General features: G+C 35.4%; 20 protein-coding genes and 1 pseudogene. 7 read left to right on the top strand and 14 right to left on the bottom strand.

Annotated features, from left to right (window positions below; all coding sequences use genetic code 11):
- Nucleotides 1–405: 405 nt before the first annotated feature.
- Nucleotides 406–1,041, top strand: a complete 636-nt coding sequence (locus tag EDC24_RS10795) for a hypothetical protein (protein ID WP_124222455.1) — start codon at nucleotides 406–408, stop codon at nucleotides 1,039–1,041.
- 531 nt (nucleotides 1,042–1,572) lie between these two features.
- Here the strand turns inward: EDC24_RS10795 and EDC24_RS10790 are convergent.
- Nucleotides 1,573–2,114 (bottom strand): annotated as a pseudogene (locus tag EDC24_RS10790) (GNAT family N-acetyltransferase).
- A gap of 486 nt (nucleotides 2,115–2,600) precedes the next feature.
- On the opposite strand from EDC24_RS10790, the gene EDC24_RS10785 reads away from it, so the two are divergent.
- From EDC24_RS10785 to EDC24_RS10775, 3 genes are read left to right on the top strand one after another with little or no spacing between them, the layout of a single operon-like run.
- The gene (locus tag EDC24_RS10785; protein WP_124222453.1) at nucleotides 2,601–3,650 is read left to right on the top strand and encodes an MMPL family transporter; all 1,050 of its coding nucleotides are present in this window, start codon (nucleotides 2,601–2,603) and stop codon (nucleotides 3,648–3,650) included.
- Complete coding sequence (locus EDC24_RS10780; RefSeq protein ID WP_124222451.1) at nucleotides 3,643–5,088, top strand: efflux RND transporter permease subunit; 1,446 nt, start codon at nucleotides 3,643–3,645, stop codon at nucleotides 5,086–5,088. Before EDC24_RS10785 ends, EDC24_RS10780 begins: the two co-directional genes overlap by 8 nt.
- 28 nt (nucleotides 5,089–5,116) lie before the next feature.
- On the top strand, nucleotides 5,117–5,677 hold the full coding sequence (locus tag EDC24_RS10775; protein WP_124222449.1) for a TetR/AcrR family transcriptional regulator: 561 nt from the start codon (nucleotides 5,117–5,119) through the stop codon (nucleotides 5,675–5,677).
- Between the two features lie 304 nt (nucleotides 5,678–5,981).
- Here EDC24_RS10775 and EDC24_RS10770 read toward each other — a convergent pair whose 3' ends face one another.
- Together EDC24_RS10770 and EDC24_RS10765 are read right to left on the bottom strand one after the other, a co-directional pair.
- Nucleotides 5,982–6,548, bottom strand: coding sequence for a GNAT family N-acetyltransferase (locus EDC24_RS10770; protein ID WP_124222601.1), 567 nt, complete (start codon nucleotides 6,546–6,548; stop codon nucleotides 5,982–5,984).
- Nucleotides 6,549–6,758: 210 nt separating this feature from the next.
- Nucleotides 6,759–7,379, bottom strand: a complete 621-nt coding sequence (locus tag EDC24_RS10765) for a hypothetical protein (protein WP_170158559.1) — start codon at nucleotides 7,377–7,379, stop codon at nucleotides 6,759–6,761.
- Between the two features lie 165 nt (nucleotides 7,380–7,544).
- Between EDC24_RS10765 and EDC24_RS10760 the strand changes: the two genes are divergently transcribed.
- Nucleotides 7,545–7,862, top strand: coding sequence for a YrhK family protein (locus EDC24_RS10760; RefSeq protein ID WP_124222444.1), 318 nt, complete (start codon nucleotides 7,545–7,547; stop codon nucleotides 7,860–7,862).
- A gap of 457 nt (nucleotides 7,863–8,319) precedes the next feature.
- Here the strand turns inward: EDC24_RS10760 and EDC24_RS10755 are convergent, their stop codons facing one another.
- From EDC24_RS10755 to EDC24_RS10740, 4 genes are all read right to left on the bottom strand, one after another.
- Nucleotides 8,320–8,952, bottom strand: coding sequence for an ABC-2 transporter permease (locus tag EDC24_RS10755; RefSeq protein WP_124222437.1), 633 nt, complete (start codon nucleotides 8,950–8,952; stop codon nucleotides 8,320–8,322).
- A complete protein-coding gene (gene pmtA, locus EDC24_RS10750; RefSeq protein ID WP_124222435.1) occupies nucleotides 8,945–9,811 on the bottom strand; it encodes a phenol-soluble modulin export ABC transporter ATP-binding protein PmtA in 867 nt (288 codons plus the stop codon). The genes EDC24_RS10755 and pmtA overlap by 8 nt, the downstream gene beginning before the upstream one ends.
- Entirely contained in the window at nucleotides 9,811–10,191 is a 381-nt protein-coding gene (locus tag EDC24_RS10745; protein WP_124222433.1) for a GntR family transcriptional regulator, read from the bottom strand. Before EDC24_RS10745 ends, pmtA begins: the two co-directional genes overlap by 1 nt.
- A 663-nt stretch (nucleotides 10,192–10,854) precedes the next feature.
- Nucleotides 10,855–11,214 carry a VOC family protein gene (locus EDC24_RS10740; protein ID WP_170158558.1) on the bottom strand — a complete coding sequence of 120 codons (360 nt, stop codon included), beginning with the start codon at nucleotides 11,212–11,214 and terminating at the stop codon, nucleotides 10,855–10,857.
- 167 nt (nucleotides 11,215–11,381) lie between these two features.
- Here EDC24_RS10740 and EDC24_RS10735 point away from each other — a divergent pair, with 167 nt between their 5' ends.
- Nucleotides 11,382–12,269: a helix-turn-helix transcriptional regulator gene (locus EDC24_RS10735; protein WP_124222429.1), complete on the top strand. Its 888-nt coding sequence runs from the start codon at nucleotides 11,382–11,384 to the stop codon at nucleotides 12,267–12,269.
- A 15-nt stretch (nucleotides 12,270–12,284) separates the two neighbouring features.
- Here the strand turns inward: EDC24_RS10735 and EDC24_RS10730 are convergent, their stop codons facing one another.
- Nucleotides 12,285–12,671, bottom strand: coding sequence for a DUF6508 domain-containing protein (locus EDC24_RS10730; protein ID WP_124222427.1), 387 nt, complete (start codon nucleotides 12,669–12,671; stop codon nucleotides 12,285–12,287).
- 69 nt (nucleotides 12,672–12,740) lie between these two features.
- Nucleotides 12,741–13,205: a divergent PAP2 family protein gene (locus tag EDC24_RS10725; RefSeq protein ID WP_124222426.1), complete on the bottom strand. Its 465-nt coding sequence runs from the start codon at nucleotides 13,203–13,205 to the stop codon at nucleotides 12,741–12,743.
- A gap of 104 nt (nucleotides 13,206–13,309) precedes the next feature.
- On the opposite strand from EDC24_RS10725, the gene EDC24_RS10720 reads away from it, so the two are divergent.
- Nucleotides 13,310–14,626: a glycoside hydrolase family 18 protein gene (locus tag EDC24_RS10720; RefSeq protein ID WP_170158557.1), complete on the top strand. Its 1,317-nt coding sequence runs from the start codon at nucleotides 13,310–13,312 to the stop codon at nucleotides 14,624–14,626.
- A gap of 53 nt (nucleotides 14,627–14,679) precedes the next feature.
- On the opposite strand, the gene rbsK is transcribed toward EDC24_RS10720, so the two are convergent.
- The 5 genes from rbsK to EDC24_RS10695 all read right to left on the bottom strand — a co-directional run bounded on the left by rbsK (nucleotide 14,680) and on the right by EDC24_RS10695 (nucleotide 21,144).
- Entirely contained in the window at nucleotides 14,680–15,549 is an 870-nt protein-coding gene (gene rbsK, locus EDC24_RS10715; RefSeq protein ID WP_124222422.1) for a ribokinase, read from the bottom strand.
- Nucleotides 15,550–15,562: 13 nt separating this feature from the next.
- Nucleotides 15,563–16,507: a nucleoside hydrolase gene (locus EDC24_RS10710; RefSeq protein WP_124222420.1), complete on the bottom strand. Its 945-nt coding sequence runs from the start codon at nucleotides 16,505–16,507 to the stop codon at nucleotides 15,563–15,565.
- A gap of 138 nt (nucleotides 16,508–16,645) precedes the next feature.
- Entirely contained in the window at nucleotides 16,646–18,055 is a 1,410-nt protein-coding gene (locus EDC24_RS10705; protein ID WP_124222418.1) for a SpoVR family protein, read from the bottom strand.
- 13 nt (nucleotides 18,056–18,068) lie between these two features.
- Nucleotides 18,069–19,229: a sporulation protein YhbH gene (gene yhbH, locus EDC24_RS10700; RefSeq protein ID WP_124222416.1), complete on the bottom strand. Its 1,161-nt coding sequence runs from the start codon at nucleotides 19,227–19,229 to the stop codon at nucleotides 18,069–18,071.
- 16 nt (nucleotides 19,230–19,245) lie between these two features.
- On the bottom strand, nucleotides 19,246–21,144 hold the full coding sequence (locus EDC24_RS10695; protein WP_124222414.1) for a PrkA family serine protein kinase: 1,899 nt from the start codon (nucleotides 21,142–21,144) through the stop codon (nucleotides 19,246–19,248).
- Between the last annotated feature and the right edge of the window lie 142 nt (nucleotides 21,145–21,286).

Genomic DNA, 21,286 nt, shown 5'->3' with positions numbered 1-21,286 from the left:
CCATACCATACTCTAAATAGCTTCTCTTTCTTCGAAGCTTTTCTACATCAAGGTATGATTTAGTAAAGGGCTTACCGCTCTGTTTGCGAAAACTTAATTCTTCTTCTAATCAATTTCTAACGCCTGTTGCACCTTTTTCTCTTTGTTCTTTTTTAAAAACTTGAACATCTCTACCCCTCCTGAAAACTGATGTCTTTTACAAAAAAAATAATATAAATATTGTCTTCTATATTAATTTCAAATTCCCCTAAATCAAGATATTCAAAACCTGTCCCTCTTACTTGAGATATTTTTAGTTGAAAATTACAAAACTGAATAAAAAGCCATAATTTTCAGATAATTAAGGGGGCTGAAAAGTTATCATAGAACAGGGTTAAGTGAATAAAATTAAAAGGAGGAATTTTTTTGAAAAAAGTATTTGTGTTGCTTGTTGTTTTTTGTCTGTTTATTGTATTAATTGCTCCTAGTGTGTCAGCAAAACAAAGTAAAGGTAATGAAACTTCAGTGAACTATCAGTTGAGTGACGAGCTAATAGAAGAAGTTCAAAAAGGAAAGGCTATAAGTCCATATGTGGATTCTAGTGATCTATTTATTGAATTTGATCACAAGCAAGCTTTGAAGGATGGCTTAGATGAAATACTAGTTGAACAAACTAAAGAGGTTTATGATAAAGCAAATGACTATTTGTTAAAACAACAAAACACTCAAAAAAGTCAACTTACTGTGGGAACAAGTTCTGTGGAACCATCGTGTAGAGGTTCTAACTATGAAGACCTTGAATTTTGGGGTGGCACCGTATATGTTGATTCTTGCAAAGCAGATCACATGGCTGCGATTATAGCAATAGGTGGTGGGGTAGCAGCAATAGTTGGATTTTTTCCAGGTGCGACTCCCCTCGGGGTTGCAGCTGCAGTATATACTACTGTTACTGCAGGAGCTATAAATTACGCTAATGCAGGTTCTACTGGAGTGAAATTTAATGTTGCGAGAAATTGGTATTGGCACGACTCATATAGTATAGTTTGTGTGAGATCACAATAATTTTGGGGGGATATAAAAGTATTGATGATTATACTTAAGTTAATATTAGCTTTGTTAATTATAAGTATTATTGTAATTGGTGTCTACACATATCATAATACTGATAGCTCTCTCTCTACTTACCCACCAATCTTACTAGCATGTGTTGCGCTTGTATTGATATTTATTGGTAAAATGGATTCAAAAAAATAACTCAAAAATTAACTCGTCCTTCAACCCGCAGGGCGAGTTGATTTTTTATTAATTAGGAAAGTAAAGACATATATTACCTTTTGTTATTAAGTATTTAACTCCACCTGACCGTTTACATTAACACTGAATGGTTCAGTCACTTTTGATTGGATATGTTCCATCCCTTCTTCACTCGAAAAGAATGTTTCATAAGGCTAATGTTGAATAAGGAGTTGTCTTCGTGGCAGTTCCTATTGTTAAATGGTAGTGATGTTGAAGATGAAACATTACATGACTATCATTCTTATAAAATATATAAAGAGCGAACCCTTGTTCCACAAAAGCATCCCGTTAGCTTAACTACATTTTTGTCCATCCTGTCCTTAAAATTGAAAAAATTAAAGCATCGCGAAACTGATTATTTTGATATAGATACCCTCTCAATAATCCTTCTTTGGCAAAACCTAATCATCTTAAAGTTGTATGGAAGGTTCATTTTGAGGATATGTTACGGCTCCTATTCTAAACAAATCTAAATCTTGAAATGAGTAATGTAATACTTTTTTTACTGCTTCAGTCGTAATTCCCTTTTTCCGATAGGAAGGATGTAATTCAATACCAATCTCAGCCTTTTTACTCCAAGTACTAAGATTGTTTAATCCCAATGTGCCGACAAAATCACCTGTTTTTTTAAAACAATACCCCACCTTATACCTCTATTGCTTTCATATGTTTTTTGGAAGGACTCTACTATTTTTGAGGCATCATCAATACTTTTTAAGCTATCCATCCCATAATATTTAGTTACTTCGTCTTTTGACATAATTTCAAAGAAACTTTGGGTATGCTCATCATTTATTTGAACTAACCAGTCGATCTGTTTCTAATTCAAGAAAACTCATTAGACACTCTCCACTCAATTTTTTCATCTTTATCAATATTAGGATACAAATCTTTTAAGGCACCCACTAAATCGGATAATACTTGCTCTCCTAGATTCATATTAATCAACTCTCCTTAGCTCTTATTAGTAACTAAGGATTACCTATGCATAGAACAAAAATACCAACTGAGTAAGTATTACTATTTATTGTCTTTGATTTTATTCTTTGTAATAAGAAAGATCCGATTACTTTTGGGGTAATCGGATCTTAATGGCTGTGCATAGCTAGTGTGGTTTATACTGTTCAGCAAATGACTTTGGTGTTTTTCACTTTCTTATTCAACAACCCCCCTTCAGTTTAGGTACTCAATTTTGCACTAATTAAGATAACATTGACATTTAAAAATACAGTATATAATATATAGAATGTAAGTAAGTACTTACATACTTTATCGGTATGAATTGTTTTGAAGTTTTCTAAATTATACAAGGAGGTCAAACAAGTATGAAGAGTTTAATATCCCGCCTACTGATCCGCAAACCCGTGAAGAGCGTATTTATTTCTTTACTTTTAATAGTAATTCTATTAACTGGTGTTCAATTTATTGAAATGAAAACTGGAAACGATACGCTTGTAGAGCCTGATACCGCCGTTTATCAGGATAATGAAATGCTTGGTGACGAATTTGGTGGAGAATCTGTAATTATCTTATTCGAAGCTGAGGACTTAGAATCACTGTTATCAGTAGACACATTTGAAGTAATGGAATTAATGACAACATTTTCGAAAGAGCAAGAGAACATTATTCATAGTGTTGTCAGTCCTTACACTATGCTTGAGGTAACTTTGAAGCAACAGAGAAATCTTGCAGAATCAGGACTTAATGAAGTAACAGATGGGTTGGTAAATATATCGGACCAACTGACAAGTTCGCATGAGCAAACATCACAATCTCTTAAAGAAATGAGTAACCGAATAGACAAGTTCGCTAGTCAAAGTGATGCCTTCTATCAAGGGATTCCACAGGAACAGGAAACACTCAATAAATTACTATATGAGCAAAACGGATATGGTGAACTTCGTAATGTTTTTGCTGATACGGTTATAGATCACCGCTACACTTCCATGGTAATCACTTTTCGAGGTGGGATTTCAGACAGTGATAAAAGTGATTTTATAAAAGGATTATCGAAATCTTATAATGAGAGACATTACCCTGAGTTAGATATCATCGTTTCTGGAAAACCAGTACTCGACGATGATATCCGACGATCAATGCAGGAAAATATTCAACAGATGCTTGCCTTGTCTGCTGTTTTTATGGTTCTCACTCTATTCATAGTTTTCCGTGTATCCTGGCGCTTACTTCCACTAGCAATAATTTTCATAGCCTTACTTGGTACCGTAGGGGTAATGGGTTGGCTTGGGATACCAGTTACAATGGTTTCCATGGCAGTTTTTCCAATCCTTATTGGCTTAGGTATTGACTATGCAATCCAGTTTCAAAGTCGGTATACAGAAGAAATGAGAAGGGATGAAGAAACGCATGGATAGGCTCACTAAAACACGAAGTCAAGCAAAAAAAAGTTTAAAGATAACAATTCAAAAGATGGCTCCAGCAGTACTTACGGCACTTATTGCAACAACTTTGGGATTTATCGCTCTTTATACTTCACCTGTACCTATGATCCAAGACTTTGGAAAAATGTTATCTTTAGGGATGATCATCAGTTTCATTGTTGGGGTATTTATTTTAATCCCTTTACTATATATACGAGATGGATTCTTCAGGGAGAGTGAGGTCAAAATCGAGCAAAAATCCATTTCTATATCGACTTTTGATCGTTTTTTAAATTGGTGGACGAACAAAGTCATGATGTTTAGATGGGTAATTCTTATAGTAGCCATTGGTCTTGCGGCACTAGGTATAGTTCTTGATTTAGAAGCTCCAGCAGAAACTGATGTTGAGACATTCATGCCTCAAGAATCTGAGGCACTCGCAGACATCAACTATGTACGAGAAGTACTTGGATCAACAAGCCAAGTGTCCCTTATCTATGAAGGTGAGGACATATTAAGTGATTCCACTCTCACTTGGGTCGAAAGGATTAGTGAAGATATTGTAGCTGAATTCCCAAATGAAGTTGTGAAAATCCAGTCATTACCTGAGCTTTTGGATACAATCGAACAAGAACAAAGATCGTTAGAGATATCCAGTAATTCCACATATGGTTTTGAAGATTCAGCTACTGTAAATAAAGTTGATTTGATTGAATTACTGCCAGAAGATCAACGCAATCGCTTCATTAACACTACTAATACAAAAGGTGTAATTCATATTAACATTGAGAAAATGTCCACAGAAGAACTTGAATCTTTTGTTGAAGAACTGAAGTCGTTTATTGAAGGTAATCGTATTGGCTCTCTAGAAACAACATTAACAGGACAATCAATCCTTGACTTGGAAATGGTAACAGCACTTACTACTGGACGTTACCAAATGACACTTCTTGGGATGGCACTTGTATTTCTCGGTCTTCTAGCTATCTATCGCCGACCTGAAAAAGCAATAATCCCTTTGTTGCCAATTCTTTTAATTGTTGGCTGGTCAGGACTCGTCGTGTACGGACTAGGTATTGAATATACGCCGCTAACTGCTACGCTAGGTGCTTTAATTATAGGTATCGGTACAGAATTCACCATTTTGCTGATGGAACGTTATTATGAAGAGCGTCAAGCAGGGGCATCTAACCGAACAGCAATTCTTATAGCTAATCAGAAAATTGGTAAAGCCATATTTGCTTCAGCCTTAACAACTATTGGTGGATTTAGTGCACTTCTATTCTCAGACTTTGCAATTTTAAGTGATTTTGGTATGATGACCTTAATTAACATTGGATTAGCTTTAATTAGTACCATTTTAGTCTTGCCTGCATTGCTAATGATTGTTGGACCGTGGATCTACAGGGAAAAGCTAAGACAATCAATATAATGTTAGCTTTGATCTGGAAGGAGATACCATGAGAGACAAAACTGAGCAAATTATCCAATCTGCTTTACAAGTTTTTATACGGAAAGGTTTTCAAGCAACAACACAAGAGGTCGCAAACGAAGCGAAAGTTGCGGAAGTTACACTTTTTCGGAAGTTCGGTAATAAACAGCAATTGTTTATTACTGTCATCAAATCAGTACTGGAAAAAAAGTTTTATGCTCATTTAATGGAACAGGCTAAAACACACGATACCGAGGATTTCCTCCGTTCAATTATTGATAACCGTTTAAATGTCCTTTCAAAAAATCGTAATCTTGTGAAGATGCTTATTGCTGAGAATTTAATGGGGAACCTACCCCCAGAAATAAATTTGCCTGATATGATTTTTACATCACTTACTCATGGTATTGATCAACACGCCCAACAAAATAATTTAGATATCGACTCGACTCATTGGGCACGGCAGCTGAGTGGTATCTTCTTGAGCCATCTCATACTTCCTAATGAAAAGCTATATAATGAACTCTCTGAAGGAGAAAGAAATCGTTTGTTGAATAAATATATTTCAGCTTTTTTAATCAATGAGTAACTAATAGTTCACAAATGGGAATATCTTATATCTGCATAAATAGATATATGCATAAAACTGACTCCTGCACAGGTGGTCAGTTTTTTTTACTCTTAAACATTATTTATGCTTCAATATACCTTTTGGTAAATCGAACCTTCCTACCTCTAAAGTAATCATCTTCACTCTAGTTAATTCCATAAATCCCTCTTCTTCCATTAGCCTGAAGTTACTTAAGCACTTCTTTAACAAATCCCTCTAAAAATAATGCCTTTTTTTTACAAGATTATAAAAGCGATTGTTCACCTGAACAACCGCTTCCCTATTAGCAACATTCATTTGAATTTTTAAAGTAAACTAGATTATCCGTCCACTGCCCAAACTCATAGATAAAACCTTTTCTTGTACATTCGTATTCCATGCCAACACTTTCTGCTAGTTTGGAGGAAGGCTGGTTAGCAATGTTGATATGAGCTTCGATACGGTGGAAGTTTAAATATTTGAAAGCAATATTCAATGCCTCTTTAACGGATTCTTTGCCATAACCATTTCTCCAATATTGGTTATGAATTGAATAGCCGACCCTTCCCCATTGAAAGTCATCTCTGGCTAAAGTTGAGAAATCTACCATTCCCAGATGTTTACCGTCATCTTTTCTAAACACACCAAAAACATAGGCAATATCTTGTAGCGCTAACTCCTGATGTTTGTCTACTAATCGATGAAACCACTCTAGTGTACAGTCACTCATATCCATTTTACCTTGATCATGTCTATGTTGAGATGGATAACGACTCTCAAATTCATGAAGCCAATTATTATAATCAGCTTTCTTTAATGGTTTAATAACTAACCTCTCAGTTTCTGAAACAATATTAAATGTTTCCTCCATTAATTCCAATGTGACATCTCCCTTGTATGAACTTTGTCCAATTACCAAAACCTTCACTGTCAAAATGATTTAGTTTATATGCCATAAGCCATCACACCTTTCTATGTAATAGAAATATCGTACTATAACTGATGATTAAGATACTACTTAACTAATGATTTGGTCGTCACTTATTCAATTGGGTTATTATTGCTCTTGCAAATCGAGTTCCTACTCAGACCGCACTCCAAAAAGATTATACTCCTCAGTCTCATCAACCAAATCTTGCAAGAAGTTTATCCAGTCATCATCTTTCTTCATACCGTCATGATCATCATAGAAGTGCATGTGTGCGCCTTCTGAGTTGATTTTCGGATAATAATCTTTCACTAGTTCCTGCCATGCTGTATGAAGTTCAAGTGCTCCCTCGAATATGGTTAATTCTTCTTCGGTTAATGTGATTTTTTCATTTGAATTTGATTTAGAAGTAAACATGTATTCTGCTTCATCACTTAAATTGCTGGCAAACTTCCATGGGGAAGACTGTTTTGTGTAATTAAAATCCTGACTGTCAAAACCCATAAATCTAATCGCAAATTCAAAAAGGTTTGTCATTCTATATATTTTTCCATAGTTACTCTCTAATTCATTTACTTGTGTTTCAGTAAGCTGTTGTTGATCAACTATATCATTGAGCACTTCTGTATTTTGGTTAATGCCAATACCAATAGCTGCTAGGTCATCATTCAAATCATCTGAAATCCAATGATTATACTTGTTTAAATTTATTTGCTGATAGATCGTGATTGAGATCAATATAGCAACAATTAGTATGTAAATTCCTCTTTTCACCCAAATATTCATAAAAACTCCTTTTCACTTATCTTTCTAACTATAGAAGGATTTTCTTCAAATATTAGTAAATTTCCTTCCATTAGTGAATATTCCTAGCACGTTTCAAATTTCATTATCAAGGTTAAACATTCAATATGGAACTTTCACTCAAGGAGAGGTTCTATGTCACAACAAACTCAATCCAACTCTCATATACATCATCAATCTCGAGAGGATTATGTGGATAATCAGATGAAAAAGCATAATCGATTCTACAAAGATATTTATAATGTTCTATATACGCTCAATGATTTTACGATTGCCTTTTGGTTCTTGGTTGGAAGTATTTTCTTCTACTTTGAATCGTTGAAGACTTGGGGTGTGACGTTGTTTGTCATCGCCAGCTTTCAGTTTATGATTAAACCGACGATTCGTCTTGTTCACGAGATAAAGGCTCGTGGGCATTATGGTAGGGAATATGATGAGATGAAGGAAAATTAACTTTCAAAATATAAGAGAACCCAATTTATATCTCGGGTTCTCTTGAGGCGGAGAAAACGTCAAATAACAGTCCAAATAGACTACGAAATAACACATTATTAAAACTGAAATCGCAGCAGAATCAAGACTTTAGAAATGCCTATATAAAGGCATTTCTTTTTATGATTGTTTAAAAATAACAATCGAATCAGCATAGTTTTAAAACTTTTAATAGCAGAAAATTATACATACTACAGAAATTTATGTAAGCTTATCAATTTCTCCTTATTTAGAGTAGAGAGTTAAGTTTCAAGTTTGTTTAAAAAGAGTTCCTCGCTAAGATGATTAAAGTGACCAATACTTAGGAGGAACTTTTATGAAGTATAAAGATTATAAGCCAATTCATCCATCCAAGATGTTCTGACAAGTGGCTTGAATTTCTTCCAGTTCTTTACCGCTTAGTTTCTCTATTTATACATTAAAACTGTTTTTTCATATATATCCGTCCCGAAATGAACCATGATACAAGAAGTAGACCAGCAGTTATTCCTAAAAGAATAATAGACACCCATTCTGTTGACATCTGTTGATAATATTCAGTCAAACCCCAAAAGTTTTTTTTAATGCCCGTATTAATGAGTTGGGGAAGAAAGGTTAGACTTACAATCCCAAGTACCATCATACCAATCATTACAAACCTCGGTCCCAAAAAGTACAACAAGGGAAAATAAATTGAAATAAACATTCCAACCAATGTAAAACTCAATGCCAGTTCTATTAAACGAACCCCATTAAATATGGGAAAAAGCTTGATTACCGCCACCATTACTATTATTAACAAACTAAATAAAAACGCGCTTACATATTTTGATGCAACAATTTCTTGTCGATTGACTGGCAAGCTATTGATAAGATTTTCACTTTGATTCGTGTTTTCAGACATATCACCAACAAAAGGGAAAAGGCAGCCAAATATTACCGCCAAGTAAATGGGGTCCTGACCATGATTGCTGAATAATTCAGCGAAAATAGATCCCAATACTAATAAGGTGGTCATACTCAAAATAATCGAACGATTAACTATCCATTCTTTTAAAAGTAAACTACGCATGTTGCCCACTCCTTACGGTATATACCATAATTTCCTCCAATGAAGCCGGTTCCATAATGATGTCATTCCCCATCAAATTCCTGACCTTCTGCGGATTATCTGTTAACGCTTCAAATCCAACAGAAGTTTCCCTCAGATGGATAAACATTTGACGAATATCATCATCTAACAATTCCTTTGCCCCTCTTATAATGTGATACTTTTCTAAAATATGATCTTTTTCATCATCAAAAATTATTTCGCCATTATAGATAAAAGTTATATAATCTGCAATTTGCTCTAAATCTGTAGTTATATGTGTAGAAAAAAAGACTGTTTTATTTTCGTCTTGAATGATTTCGGATAAAATATCAAGAATTTCTCTTCGGAATACAGGATCCAACCCAGAGGTTGGTTCATCCATAATAATTAATTCTGCATCATGCGATAAAGCGATCGCTAAAGAGAGTTTCATTCTCATTCCTGTAGATAAATGTTTAATTTTTTTCTTCCATGGTAGATTAAAATACTTCATATAAGATTGGAATGTTGATTCATCCCAATTATCATAAAATGAAGAGACCAAACGTTTCATTTGCTTTACAGAAAGATGATTATAAAAATGATTTTCAGCATAAACAAAACCAATTCGTTGCTTAATTTCTTTGCTATTGGCTACAGTCTCTTCTCCAAATACCTTAAGATCTCCTGAATTTCGCTTCAACAAACTCATAATAAGCTTAATGGTTGTGGTCTTCCCTGATCCATTAGGACCAATAAAACCTGTGATATACCCTTTTTTAACCGAGAAACAAACATCGTTTAATTGAAAATCATTAAACGATTTATTAACATTTTCAAACTTAACTACATTTTCCATTATTCCTCTCCTTCCCCATATAAAAGTTCAAGCATTTGTTTCATTTCAGAAAGACTGATGTTTAATGCTTTACTTTCTGAAATAATCTCTGAAAGACTTTCCTCAATCATTGTTAATCGTTTTTCTTTTAAAAGATCTTTATTTTGTCCAGCAACAAAAGAACCTTTTCCAACAAACGAAATAATAAACCCTTCATTTTCTAATTCCTCATAGGCACGCTTTGTCGTAATCACACTAATTCGTAACTCTTTTGCCAAACGTCGCATCGAAGGAAGGGAATCACCCTCTTTAATTTCATTCCGCAAAACACTCTGCTTAATTTGGTTTTTTATCTGTTCAAATATCGGTTCTTTAGATGAATTAGATATTATAATATTCATGTTAACCTCTTTTGTATATAATGTATATATTGTGTATATTGTATATACTATTGTATGTAATCTTCTTTGTCAACACGTTTAATAAATTGAAGTGTGAAATTTTATTCATATCACATTTATTGTTAAAGTTCCCAAGGATATCAATAATGATGATTAGGTATTATTAAATTTAATACACAAAAACCTTGCAATGATACTTGTAAACCGTTCAGTTTTGAGACGCTATCCTTTAAAATATTTTTTTGACACTTATAATTTTATAATGTCTTATTAAACTAACACCTCCAAAGTTAAACAATGGAAATTGTTACTTTATCTTTTAAACACTTAAGATGGATTAATGATTGTGTATTCTAATCACCTTTTTTCATATGGTAAAACTTCCCTTATAAAGCCCTATGATTCGGGAAGAATATTAATGAGGTGATTAATATGGGTAAAGAAGAAATCAATCTCACATCTGCTGAAATAGGGACATTGTGGGGTGAATATATCACCTTCTAAAATCTAAATAAAAACACTCGAATTAATCGAGTGTTTTGGTTAACATATTGTTTTTTCGGGTGTTAATTTCTTGCGAAAGGGTGATATTTTCCTTTTGTTATTTGGGTTTTTCTCCCTCTCAAGTGAATCCGTTACAATTTATAGGTTCTCTTTTTTATATTAGTTATTAAACTCCAAAAATTCAACTACATTACCAGATGGGTCTTTGGCAGCGGTCATCATTCCTAGCGGGAAAGGCACAGGTTCTTCAAATATTAAGTCAACACCTTTTGCTTTTAGATCTTTAATGGTGTCATTAGCGCTCTCTACATTTAACCCTACTGCGACATATGAATCTTTCTCGTACTCAATTTCTGTTTTCCGATCAACTGCAAACAAAATAATCGGTACTGAACTCTTCAGCTCAACAATCTCTGGGTAGTACTTTTTGGATCCGACTTCAATTCCTAGTTTTTCGCTATAAAAACTTAGGGCTTGGTCCATATCATGTACTCCTACTGAAATGACTGATACTTGCATTCGCAAAAACATCCTCTCAATTATTAAATAGATTAGGCAGCTTTTTATGATATAATTATACCAATATTTTGACTAATCTTTATATTAATTGTTAACTAAAACCAGTCCTTCGTAAATATGCATTGTTGCAAGATTTTGTTAAGTTTTTAATTAACAGAGGTGTCGCTGTGGAAAACGTTAGTGAAAACATTCAGTATTATAGAAAAATAATTGGTATGACGAGGAAAGAATTAGCCGATGGGATTTGTGATCCTTCAACGTTATTCAGAATTGAAAAAGGTGAGCAAATGCCACGCATTGATGTGTTAACGGCGATATGTCATAAGTTAATGGTTCCTATCGATTTTATGGTTAGTCATTTAAGTAATCGTCAATTATCGGAAATTGAAAAATACAAAAGGCTTTGTAGAGAGGCCACTTACCATGGTGATTTTCATAGTTTATCAATTATATTAGAGGAATTTAAAAACTTTATGAATAACTTAGACGATGGTCCAGAGATACATATTGTTAAGAGATTTATCAAATGGCATGATGCGATTTATAGTCATGAAGCTGAAAATGATTTAATGAAAGCACAGCACATTCTAAAAGAAATTTATAATGGGCATATTTACACTGAATTGGATATCGGAATCTGTAATTCACTTGGTTATATTAAGATTTATAGTGAGAGCATTGATTTCTCGATGCCTTATTTTAAGGCTGCTCATAACGCTCTAAATAAACTACCCTATGTATCTGACAAGACGCTGCCTTCTTTAGTCGGATATAATCTAGCCTACTGTTACTACTACCAGTGGAATTTAGATGAAGCAATCACTGTCTGTTATCAGGTGTTAGAGCATTTGGAGATGAACCAATTAATCTATAAGTTAGGTGATACCAAGCACATGCTTGCCAAAATTCATCAACGATTGGGTGAATACGAATTAGCACATGATTTGTTAAAACAATCGATCCATTTGTTTCATATTGAAGCTAATACTTACAAACATAATAAATCGATAAAGGACTTGCAGGATCTAGAAGAATTGATGGGCATAGTTGAATAGTTCTGGGCACACCTTTTAATCGATCAATTCTTCTAACCTTACCAAAACATAATAAAAATCTCCACTTTCAACAGAACTAGCCCAGTTCCCATCACCGAAACGTTCACGGCGTATGAGTAATGTTAGGATGGCTCTTAAGTTTTCAAAATCCGCTTCTTCAATAGACTGATTGATATCATTAATATCAAACTCACTATCTTCTAATAGATTGATATAGTCTTTGTGTAATAGATTGCTATTTTTTACTTCCCGGATAAATTCTTTAAACTTCGTATGATAATCTGGAAACGGTAAGCCATAAGCGCCTCCTTGATCTCCCTGTTTGCGCCATGTAACGACGTCATCTTGTTTCAAATCTTCGAAGTAATCCTTGTACTTCAATACATTTTCATACTGATTCACTTTCCCACCTCTTTATAAAACAATTTGTTATTATAAACATTCTTGGTCGAATTGAAAATTCCCTTTTTATTAATCTTCAAGCTTCGCAGAAATTAACCCTATAAGAATTCCTAATGCAGCTCCACCTAAAACTTCTGTTGGCTGATGGCCTAGCATTTCTTCTAATTCCGTGTCTGAATCAACGACTTTAAAGCTCGGAAAGTCGCCTGACAAGTCATCGAATTTAATTTTTAAGTCATTTACAAGTTGAGCAATTTCGCCAGTGTGGCGGCGAATGCCTTGAGCATCGTACATGACAATAATGCCAAATGTGGTTGCTAAAGCCGTTTCTGTATGTAGCACTCCTTTGTTGGCTGCTAAATATGTGGCTAGTGCGGAAACACCTGCCGAATGTGAACTTGGCATCCCACCTGATTCAAAAGCTTTTTTGACATCCCATTCTCCTGTTTGCACCTTATATGTGAAGATCTTCATCCCTTGGGCAATCCCAATTGATAAAATAGATGTTGCGATTCCTCTTTTGATCTTATTCATTTATTTCACCCTGTTATCTTCTTTTTTAATCTTACTTATTTTTGTGATTAGAGGCGGGTTTTATACTGCATAATAATAAGAGTTCAGGATTTGGGGGCTATATGATGAAAAAGGTCTTTATTTTATTATTAACGCTTATTTTTGCTTTGCCAATGAGTAGTCAAGCATCTGTGATATACATTGTAAAACCTGGTGATACTCTTTATAAAATTTCTCAGCAATACGAGGTAGATCCCAATGATATTTCAGCTATTAATGGAATTACAGGTGATCAACTGGTGCCAGGTCAGTCACTTATTATAGATACCAATGAATATATAGGTAGCGAAGATGAGACATTTTTGGACATTGCAGCACGACATCAAGTATCGATGTTTCACTTAATGCAACAGAATGACTTTAGTGATTTAATCAAACCAGGCGGGAAGAAAATACAGATTCCTAAACCGTTAAAAACAGATGTTACGATTAGTTCATTTGCCAGTCCTGATCATATTGCGGATGGCGTCTCTGGAAGAAAGTTTAAATTTCTCAATCAAATCGCTGCATTTGAATATCATCCTGATGAAGAAGGTCATTTAAGTCAATTGGAGCAGATGGACTCGTTTAAAGACATACTTTGGAAAAATGATGTGGCGCCTTATGTGACAGTTACCAACATATCTGAGGATGGTTTTGATGCTAAATTGGCTCGAAAACTTCTGAACAACCCAAAAAGGTCTGGAGTTCTCATCGAAGAAATTTATCAGAAGTTAGATCAATATGACCTGAAAGGTGTAGTCATTGATTTTGAAGGGCTATCGCCTAAAGATCAAACATTGTTTAATCAATTTATCCGTCAGCTTGCAGAGAGGCTTCAACCTGCTGATATGGAAGTTGGCATAGCTGTCCCGCCATTACAAAGCGCAAAAAAGCCTGCTTGGAATACCGGCTATGATTATAAAACGCTTGGCCGATATGCCGATTTTATCTTTTTGATGACATATGACTGGCATTGGAGAGGTGGCGAGCCTGGCCCTATTTCCCCTATCAATAACGTAAGTGAGACTTTATCTTATGCCACTTCTGTCATGCCAAAAGAAAAAATCATTATGGGGATTCCTTTATACGCCTATGATTGGCCTTCTTATTGGCCACTATATGTTGGAACTGGCCAAGCTCAAGCCTATTCGCAGCAAAAAGCCATTGAAAAAGCCTTAAACTATGGGAGTTCCATCCAATATGATGAGGAAAGTCAAACACCATGGTTTAGCTACACAGATGAGGACGGATTTAATCATAAAGTCTGGTTTGAAGATGCTAGAAGCCTATTGGCTAAATATGAACTCGTTAAGAAATATAGAATCAAAGGAATAGGTGCTTGGCAAATGAAATTCAACTTTCCTCAATCTGAACATATGATTATGGAGCACTTTAATTAGATCCTTAAAATAAATCAAGTCCTTAAATCTGGATTAAGGACTTGATTTTTGAATCATTCTGAATCAATTAACTTTTTGACTTCTGATTTACTAGGCATTCCACTCTGAGCCCCCATATGTTGAACGGATAATGAGGCAGCAGCATTGGCGAACTCAATAGCCTCACGCAAATTTTTACCTTCACCTAAACTGACCGCCAATGCACCATTAAAGGTATCTCCCGCTCCTGTCGTATCAACAACATCGACATTGAAGGATGGTACTAATTGTTCTTTGCCTTCTTCACTATAGCTTGTCCCTTCATTTCCTTTTGTCACGATGAGTTGATCATTGAATGTTTCGTTAAATAATTGCTTATGTTCGGTTTCATTAGGTGTGATATATTGAACTCTTTCCCATAATTTTGGTGATAAATCCATTGCTGGTGCCGGGTTCACGATTAACGGAATGTTATGTTGATCGCATAAATCAATGCAATAAGTAATCGTCTCTTTCGGTATTTCAAACTGCAGTAAGACATAATCGCTATTTAAAATCGACTTTTTGACTTGGTCCAAATACTCCGGGGTCACGTGTTCATTTGCCCCGCCAATAATTATAATTCGATTATCTTGGTCGCTCAAAATTATATTGGCTAATCCTGAGGATGTATTCGGAATTTGTTTAATCAACGATGAATCTATTCCTTCATTATTAAAGTTGTTTAGAAGCTCAACTCCAAACTCATCATCTCCCACACAGCCAACCATCGTGACATCTGCTCCTAGTCTTGCGGCCGCAACGGCTTGATTGGCACCTTTTCCACCGGGGACGGTTTGAAATTGAGACCCTCGTACAGTCTCTCCTTGAACAGGGAATTGGTCCGTTTCTGTAACTAAGTCCATATTAATACTTCCGACAACGGTTATTTTTGGTCGCTTCATAATCCCCTCTCCTTTATTTGTCTGAGTAAAATGCTATGCTTCTTTCAAGTAAGTCCCAAAATTTAGTTGTATCTGCTTCATAAGCAAAATAAACATTAGGTTCTTTGCCTGTCACCCCTAATCTGTCCACTGCCGTCATCCCATAGGTGTGTTCACCTTTTGTTTCAATATCTACGTGGACATGTTTGAATTTGAACATCGCTGGATCAATTAAATAAGCGATGGTACACGCATCGTGAATCGGTGCTCCATCGAAATGAAAAACATCCTGATAGGTTTTGTTGAAAAAGCGTAGTAATTCAACGATAAATTCCGAAACGTGATTGTCTATATTGCTTATTCTTGAAATGACTTGGTCAGTCGCTTGCACTTGGTGCGTTACATCGAGTCCAAACATTCGGATCGGAATACCGCTATTAAACACAACGTGTGCTGCTTCTGCGTCAACATAAAAGTTAAATTCCGCAGCTGGTGTCCAATTACCAAAAGTCCCCCCACCCATTAAGACAATTTCTTTGATCTTATGCTTTAATTCCGGTTCTTTTATTAGTACCATGGCCACATTTGTGAGTGGACCTGTGGCAACGATCGTCATTGGTCCATTTGATTTATGTAGCTTGTCTGAGATTAAATCTACCGCATGGACTGATTCTGCCTGCTTGGTAGGAACATCGGGTAAATTAGGTCCTTCTAATCCTGACTCCCCGTGTATACTTTCTGCCACAACAATATCCTTTACTAAAGGACGTTCAGCACCCTTAGCCACTGGCACATCATTTAGTTGGATAATATCACAAACTTTTAGCGCATTAAGCGTATTTTTCTCCACGTCGACATTGCCACCAACCGTCGTAATGGCTTCAATGGATAACGTATTCTGATTTGCTACAGCCAGAATCATCGCTATCGCGTCATCATGCCCTGGGTCACAATCCATTATGATGTTTCTTTTGTTCATCGCTGACACCTCGATTAGTTTATTGATATAAAATATATAAAATAGAAATCTATTATTTTATTCTAACGAAAGTGCACACAACTCGCCAACATGGACTCTTGTTCATAAAAAATTCCTCAGGAACTATGAACCTGAGGATTACAAAAATTTACGATGTACTTTCTTTCCACTATAGCTGAATAGGGCTGGTTCATCTTCTACAATTGTCTCTAGATGAACCGGTCTCCCCCATAGATAATAGACATAGGGTAACGTTTTTTCAATGTATTTAACATCAAGTTCAATACCGTCATAGTGATGTTTTAAATACAGTTCTCCTTGGTGTAAATAATCGCCATCCTCGACCATGATATAGGGAAAGCTACCGTTAATTCGGGACTGAATCAGTTGTTCTCTAACATTCTCCCAATCTTTATCTACGATTGTATAATTATGGCCCTCTTTTTGAAAAAGGTACAAATCTAGATCTTCGACGAGATCTTTCGTAAGATAATTTCGTAGAAAAGATGTATCTCCGTCTATTTCTCGTACTTCGAATATTTTTTGTCGACCTTGATTCGGAACTATTCCATAACGTTCTATTTCTTCATCTGTCGGTTCATCCCAACGTTTCTCAATGTCTTCAAACATTTTGTACCCTAGATAATATGGGTTAATACTAGTTGTAGAAGGGGCGACAACAGAAGCGTTTAGTGTGGCAAATTCAATGGCTTCTTCTTCAGTTAAATCCATTTCCCTCAAAATTCGCACATGCCAGTAGCTAGCCCAGCCTTCGTTCATAATCTTCGTTTCTAATTGAGGCCAAAAATACAGCATTTCATCTCGTAAAATCGTTAGCACATCTCGTTGCCACTCTTCCAAATCGGTACTGTATTCCTGAATAAATAATAAAATATCTTTCTCAGGTTGAGGTGGAAAAGATTTTCGTGTTCGACTACCTTGAGGTTCTTCTTCGTTCTCTAATTGGTCTAATGCCCATAAATCATCGTAAGGACCTTGGCTTTTTGGCTTTAGATGCTCCTCATTCTTATTTCGCTTTTTCGGTTTAATTAATGATGGGTCAATGTGTTCTTGAATGGCAAGCGCTGCATCCAAGAGGTCTTCCACTTCTTGTTTTCCGTACTTCATTTCATATGATCGGATTCGTTCAGCACTAGCAGACATACTCTCAACCATATCTCGTGATGTATTCGAGAACCGTACATTGTTTTTAAAGAAATCGCAGTGCGCCAATACATGAGCGACGATTAATTTATTTTGAATTAAACTATTACTATCTAATAAAAAAGCATAACAAGGGTTAGAATTAATCACTAATTCATAAATTTTACTTAAACCGAGATCATATTGTAGCTTCATTCGATGAAAAGCCTTCCCGAAACTCCAATGAGAGTATCGGGTTGGCATACCATATGCTCCAAACGTATAAATAATATCAGACGGGCAAATTTCATATCGCATAGGGTAAAAGTCTAGACCAAAACCTACCGCAATTTCCGTAATCTCATTAATGGCCTTTTCTAATTCATGGTGCTCTACTCTAGTCATCTTCCTCCCTCCATTAGCTAGCATCAACATTTTCTTTTGAGAAAAATGTTTTTAACGCATCGTATACGCCACTCTTCTCTCGAATGGTTGCATAACGGAACCTTGGATCTTTTATCTTTCGAAAAGTAGACATTAATGATGAACCACTTTTTCTATACTGACTGACTTCACAGTACCCAAACATATTAGACATATCTAACAGTTCTTGAATTAACTCTAGACACTGCTTGTTATCAGAAGATAAATTATCACCGTCAGAAAAATGAAATGGATAAATGTTGTATCGTTCAGGGGAATATCGTTCTTCAATAATTTCAAGGGCTTTTAAATAGGCAGATGAACAAATCGTCCCTCCACTTTCTCCTTTCGAGAAAAATTCTTCTTCGGTAACTTCTTTGGCCCTTGTATGGTGTGCGATAAATACAATATCTACGTTTTCATATTTCGTGCGCAAAAACCGAACCATCCAAAAAAAGAAACTTCTCGCGATATATTTCTCAAAATAGCCCATAGATGCTGATGTATCTAACATCGCCATCACAACAGCATTTGAATGAGGTTGAACGACTTCTTCCCAAGTTTTAAATCGTAAATCATCAATAGAAATATCTAATAGTTTCTCATTATTTTCTAATGCGTTACGTCGAATCGATTCTAATAGTGTTCGTTTTTTATCCACATTACCCATTAAACCTTTTTTCCGAATATCATTAAAACGAATATCTTTAACCTTGATTTGATCTCGTTCTTTTTGCTTTAAATGGGGTAATTCTAGCTCTGAAAATAACAACTTCTCTAATTGTTCAAATTCAACTGCCTCTTCATAATAATCTTCCCCAGGTTGGTCCCCTGCTTCTTGGTCCTTTCCTTTACCTTTTTCAGGTTTGCCATCACGAGCAACGACATCTCCTACTTGACTGTCACCATCCCCTTGCCCAGCGTGTTGTTTTTTGTCATTATTAAATTTAAATTTATATTCATCTAATGAACGTATTGGAATCTTAATAACGTCGCTTCCATTTGACATGATAATACTTTCTTCCGTCACTAAATCAGGCAAGTTGTCTTTAATTGCTTCTCTAACTTTTTCTTGGTGTCTCGTTTGATCTTCATAACCTTTGCGATGGAGGGACCAATCTTCTTGGGATAATATGAAACTCGGTCGATGTTTCAAAAAAATCCCTCCTATTCTATCGATTTAACAAACTACCAACATATCTCAATAAGTCATTAGCTGATGCCGCGGTATAGTCATGTTCTTCTACCAATCGATTGATAACTTCATTAATCTTTTTCAACTGATCTTCGTCTGGTGTTTTAGTTGATGTGGTGATTTTAACTACATCTTTTAAATCAGCAAACAGTTTTTTCTGTATTGCCTCACGCAGTCGTTCATGTGAGTTATAATCAAAACGTTTTCCTTTCCTAGCATAAGCCGATATTCTGATTAATAGTTCTTCTCTAAAACCTTTCTTAGCATTTTCAGATACACCAATTTGTTCTTCAATCGATCGCATTAATTTTTCATCAGGTTCGATTTCTTCCCCAGTAAGAGGGTCTTTAATATTCTGTTCATTACAATACGCCTCAACGTTATCAAGATAGTTATCTAACAGTGTTTTAGCGGACTCGTCGTACGAATAAACAAACGCCTTCTGTACTTCTTTCTTGGCCAACTCATCATATTCTTTACGAGCGATTGAAATAAAATTGAGGTATTTATCCTTCGTGTCATTCGTAATAGATGGATGAGAATCTAAGCCATCTTTTAACGACCGTAAAACATCTAATGCATTAATATAATTTCGATCAGTATTGATTAGAGCACTAGAAATACGGTTAATGACATACCGAGGGTCGATTCCTGACATGCCTTCATCTGAAAACTCATGATGCAATTCTTCAACATCTGCTAAATTAAAGCCTTCAACTGTTTTTCCATCATAGAGCTTTAGTTTCTTCATTAAGTCAACACTTTGCTTTTTGGATTCTTTTAAACGAGTGAGTATGGAGAAAATGGCTGCGCTTCTTAAAGCGTGTGGAGCAATATGCAAATGGCCGATGTCACTTTGTTTAATCAATTTCTGATATATTTGTTCCTCTTTTGATACAGATAGGTTGTAAGGAACTGGCATAACAATCATTCGAGATTGAAGTGCTTCATTCTTTTTGTTGCTAATAAATGAACGGTACTCCGATTCATTTGTATGAGCGACAATGAGTTCATCTGCTGAAATAAGGGCAAAACGACCGGCCTTAAAATTTCCTTCCTGTGTTAGTGAAAGTAAGTTCCATAAGAATTTCTCATCGCACTTAAGCATTTCTTGAAATTCCATCAAGCCTCGATTCGCTTTGTTTAATTCACCGTCAAATCGATATGCTCGAGGGTCAGACTCCGATCCATATTCAGCAATCGTTGCAAAATCAATACTTCCCGTCAGATCTGCAATATCTTGTGATTTCGGATCAGATGGGCTAAACGTCCCGATTCCGACACGTTTGTCTTCAGATAAGAATATACGTTCAACTTCAACATCCTCTACTTTGCCATCGTACTTCTTTTCTAACATCAACTGACAGGAAGGGCACAGGTTTCCTTCAATTTTAATGTTATATTCTTTTTCAAAATCCTCCCGTAATTTTTGTGGGATAAGATGTAATGGTTCTTCATGCATTGGGCACCCTTTAATACCATAGATTGCCCCTTCATCAGTTCTGGAATAACGCTCTAAACCTTCTTTCAACATCGTAACAATCGTGGATTTTCCACCACTAACAGGACCCATTAGTAATAAAATTCGTTTTCTAACATCAAGACGTTTAGCTGCTGAATGGAAATACTCTTCCACTAATTTTTCAATAGCGCGATCTAATCCGTATAATTCTTGACTAAAGAATAGATATTCCGAAGTTCCATCCTCGGCTTTTTCAACTCCTGCACTTTTTATCATATTGTAAACTCGTGAGTGAGCCGTTCCAGCTACATGAGGATTCTCTTCTACAATTTTTAAGTAATCTGCAAAAGTTCCTTCCCAACGAAGGCTCTCCTCATGGGCACGATGTTCAGAAATTCTCTTTAAAATATCCATGGTGTCCTCCTCTCAAGATCCTTTAAAAATTAAGAAGTAAAATACTCCCAACCATTCTACATATGAAATGGACTTTGATTAATACAGTTTATGCGGATAGAGAAATTTAAGACACCAAACAAGTTGTACAATATCTAGATAT

The organism is Aquisalibacillus elongatus (genome assembly GCF_003843875.1).
Lineage (GTDB): Bacteria > Bacillota > Bacilli > Bacillales > Alkalibacillaceae > Aquisalibacillus > Aquisalibacillus elongatus.
The sequence above is the reverse complement of the archived record's forward strand: the minus strand, read 5'-3'. Positions and strand labels throughout refer to the sequence as shown.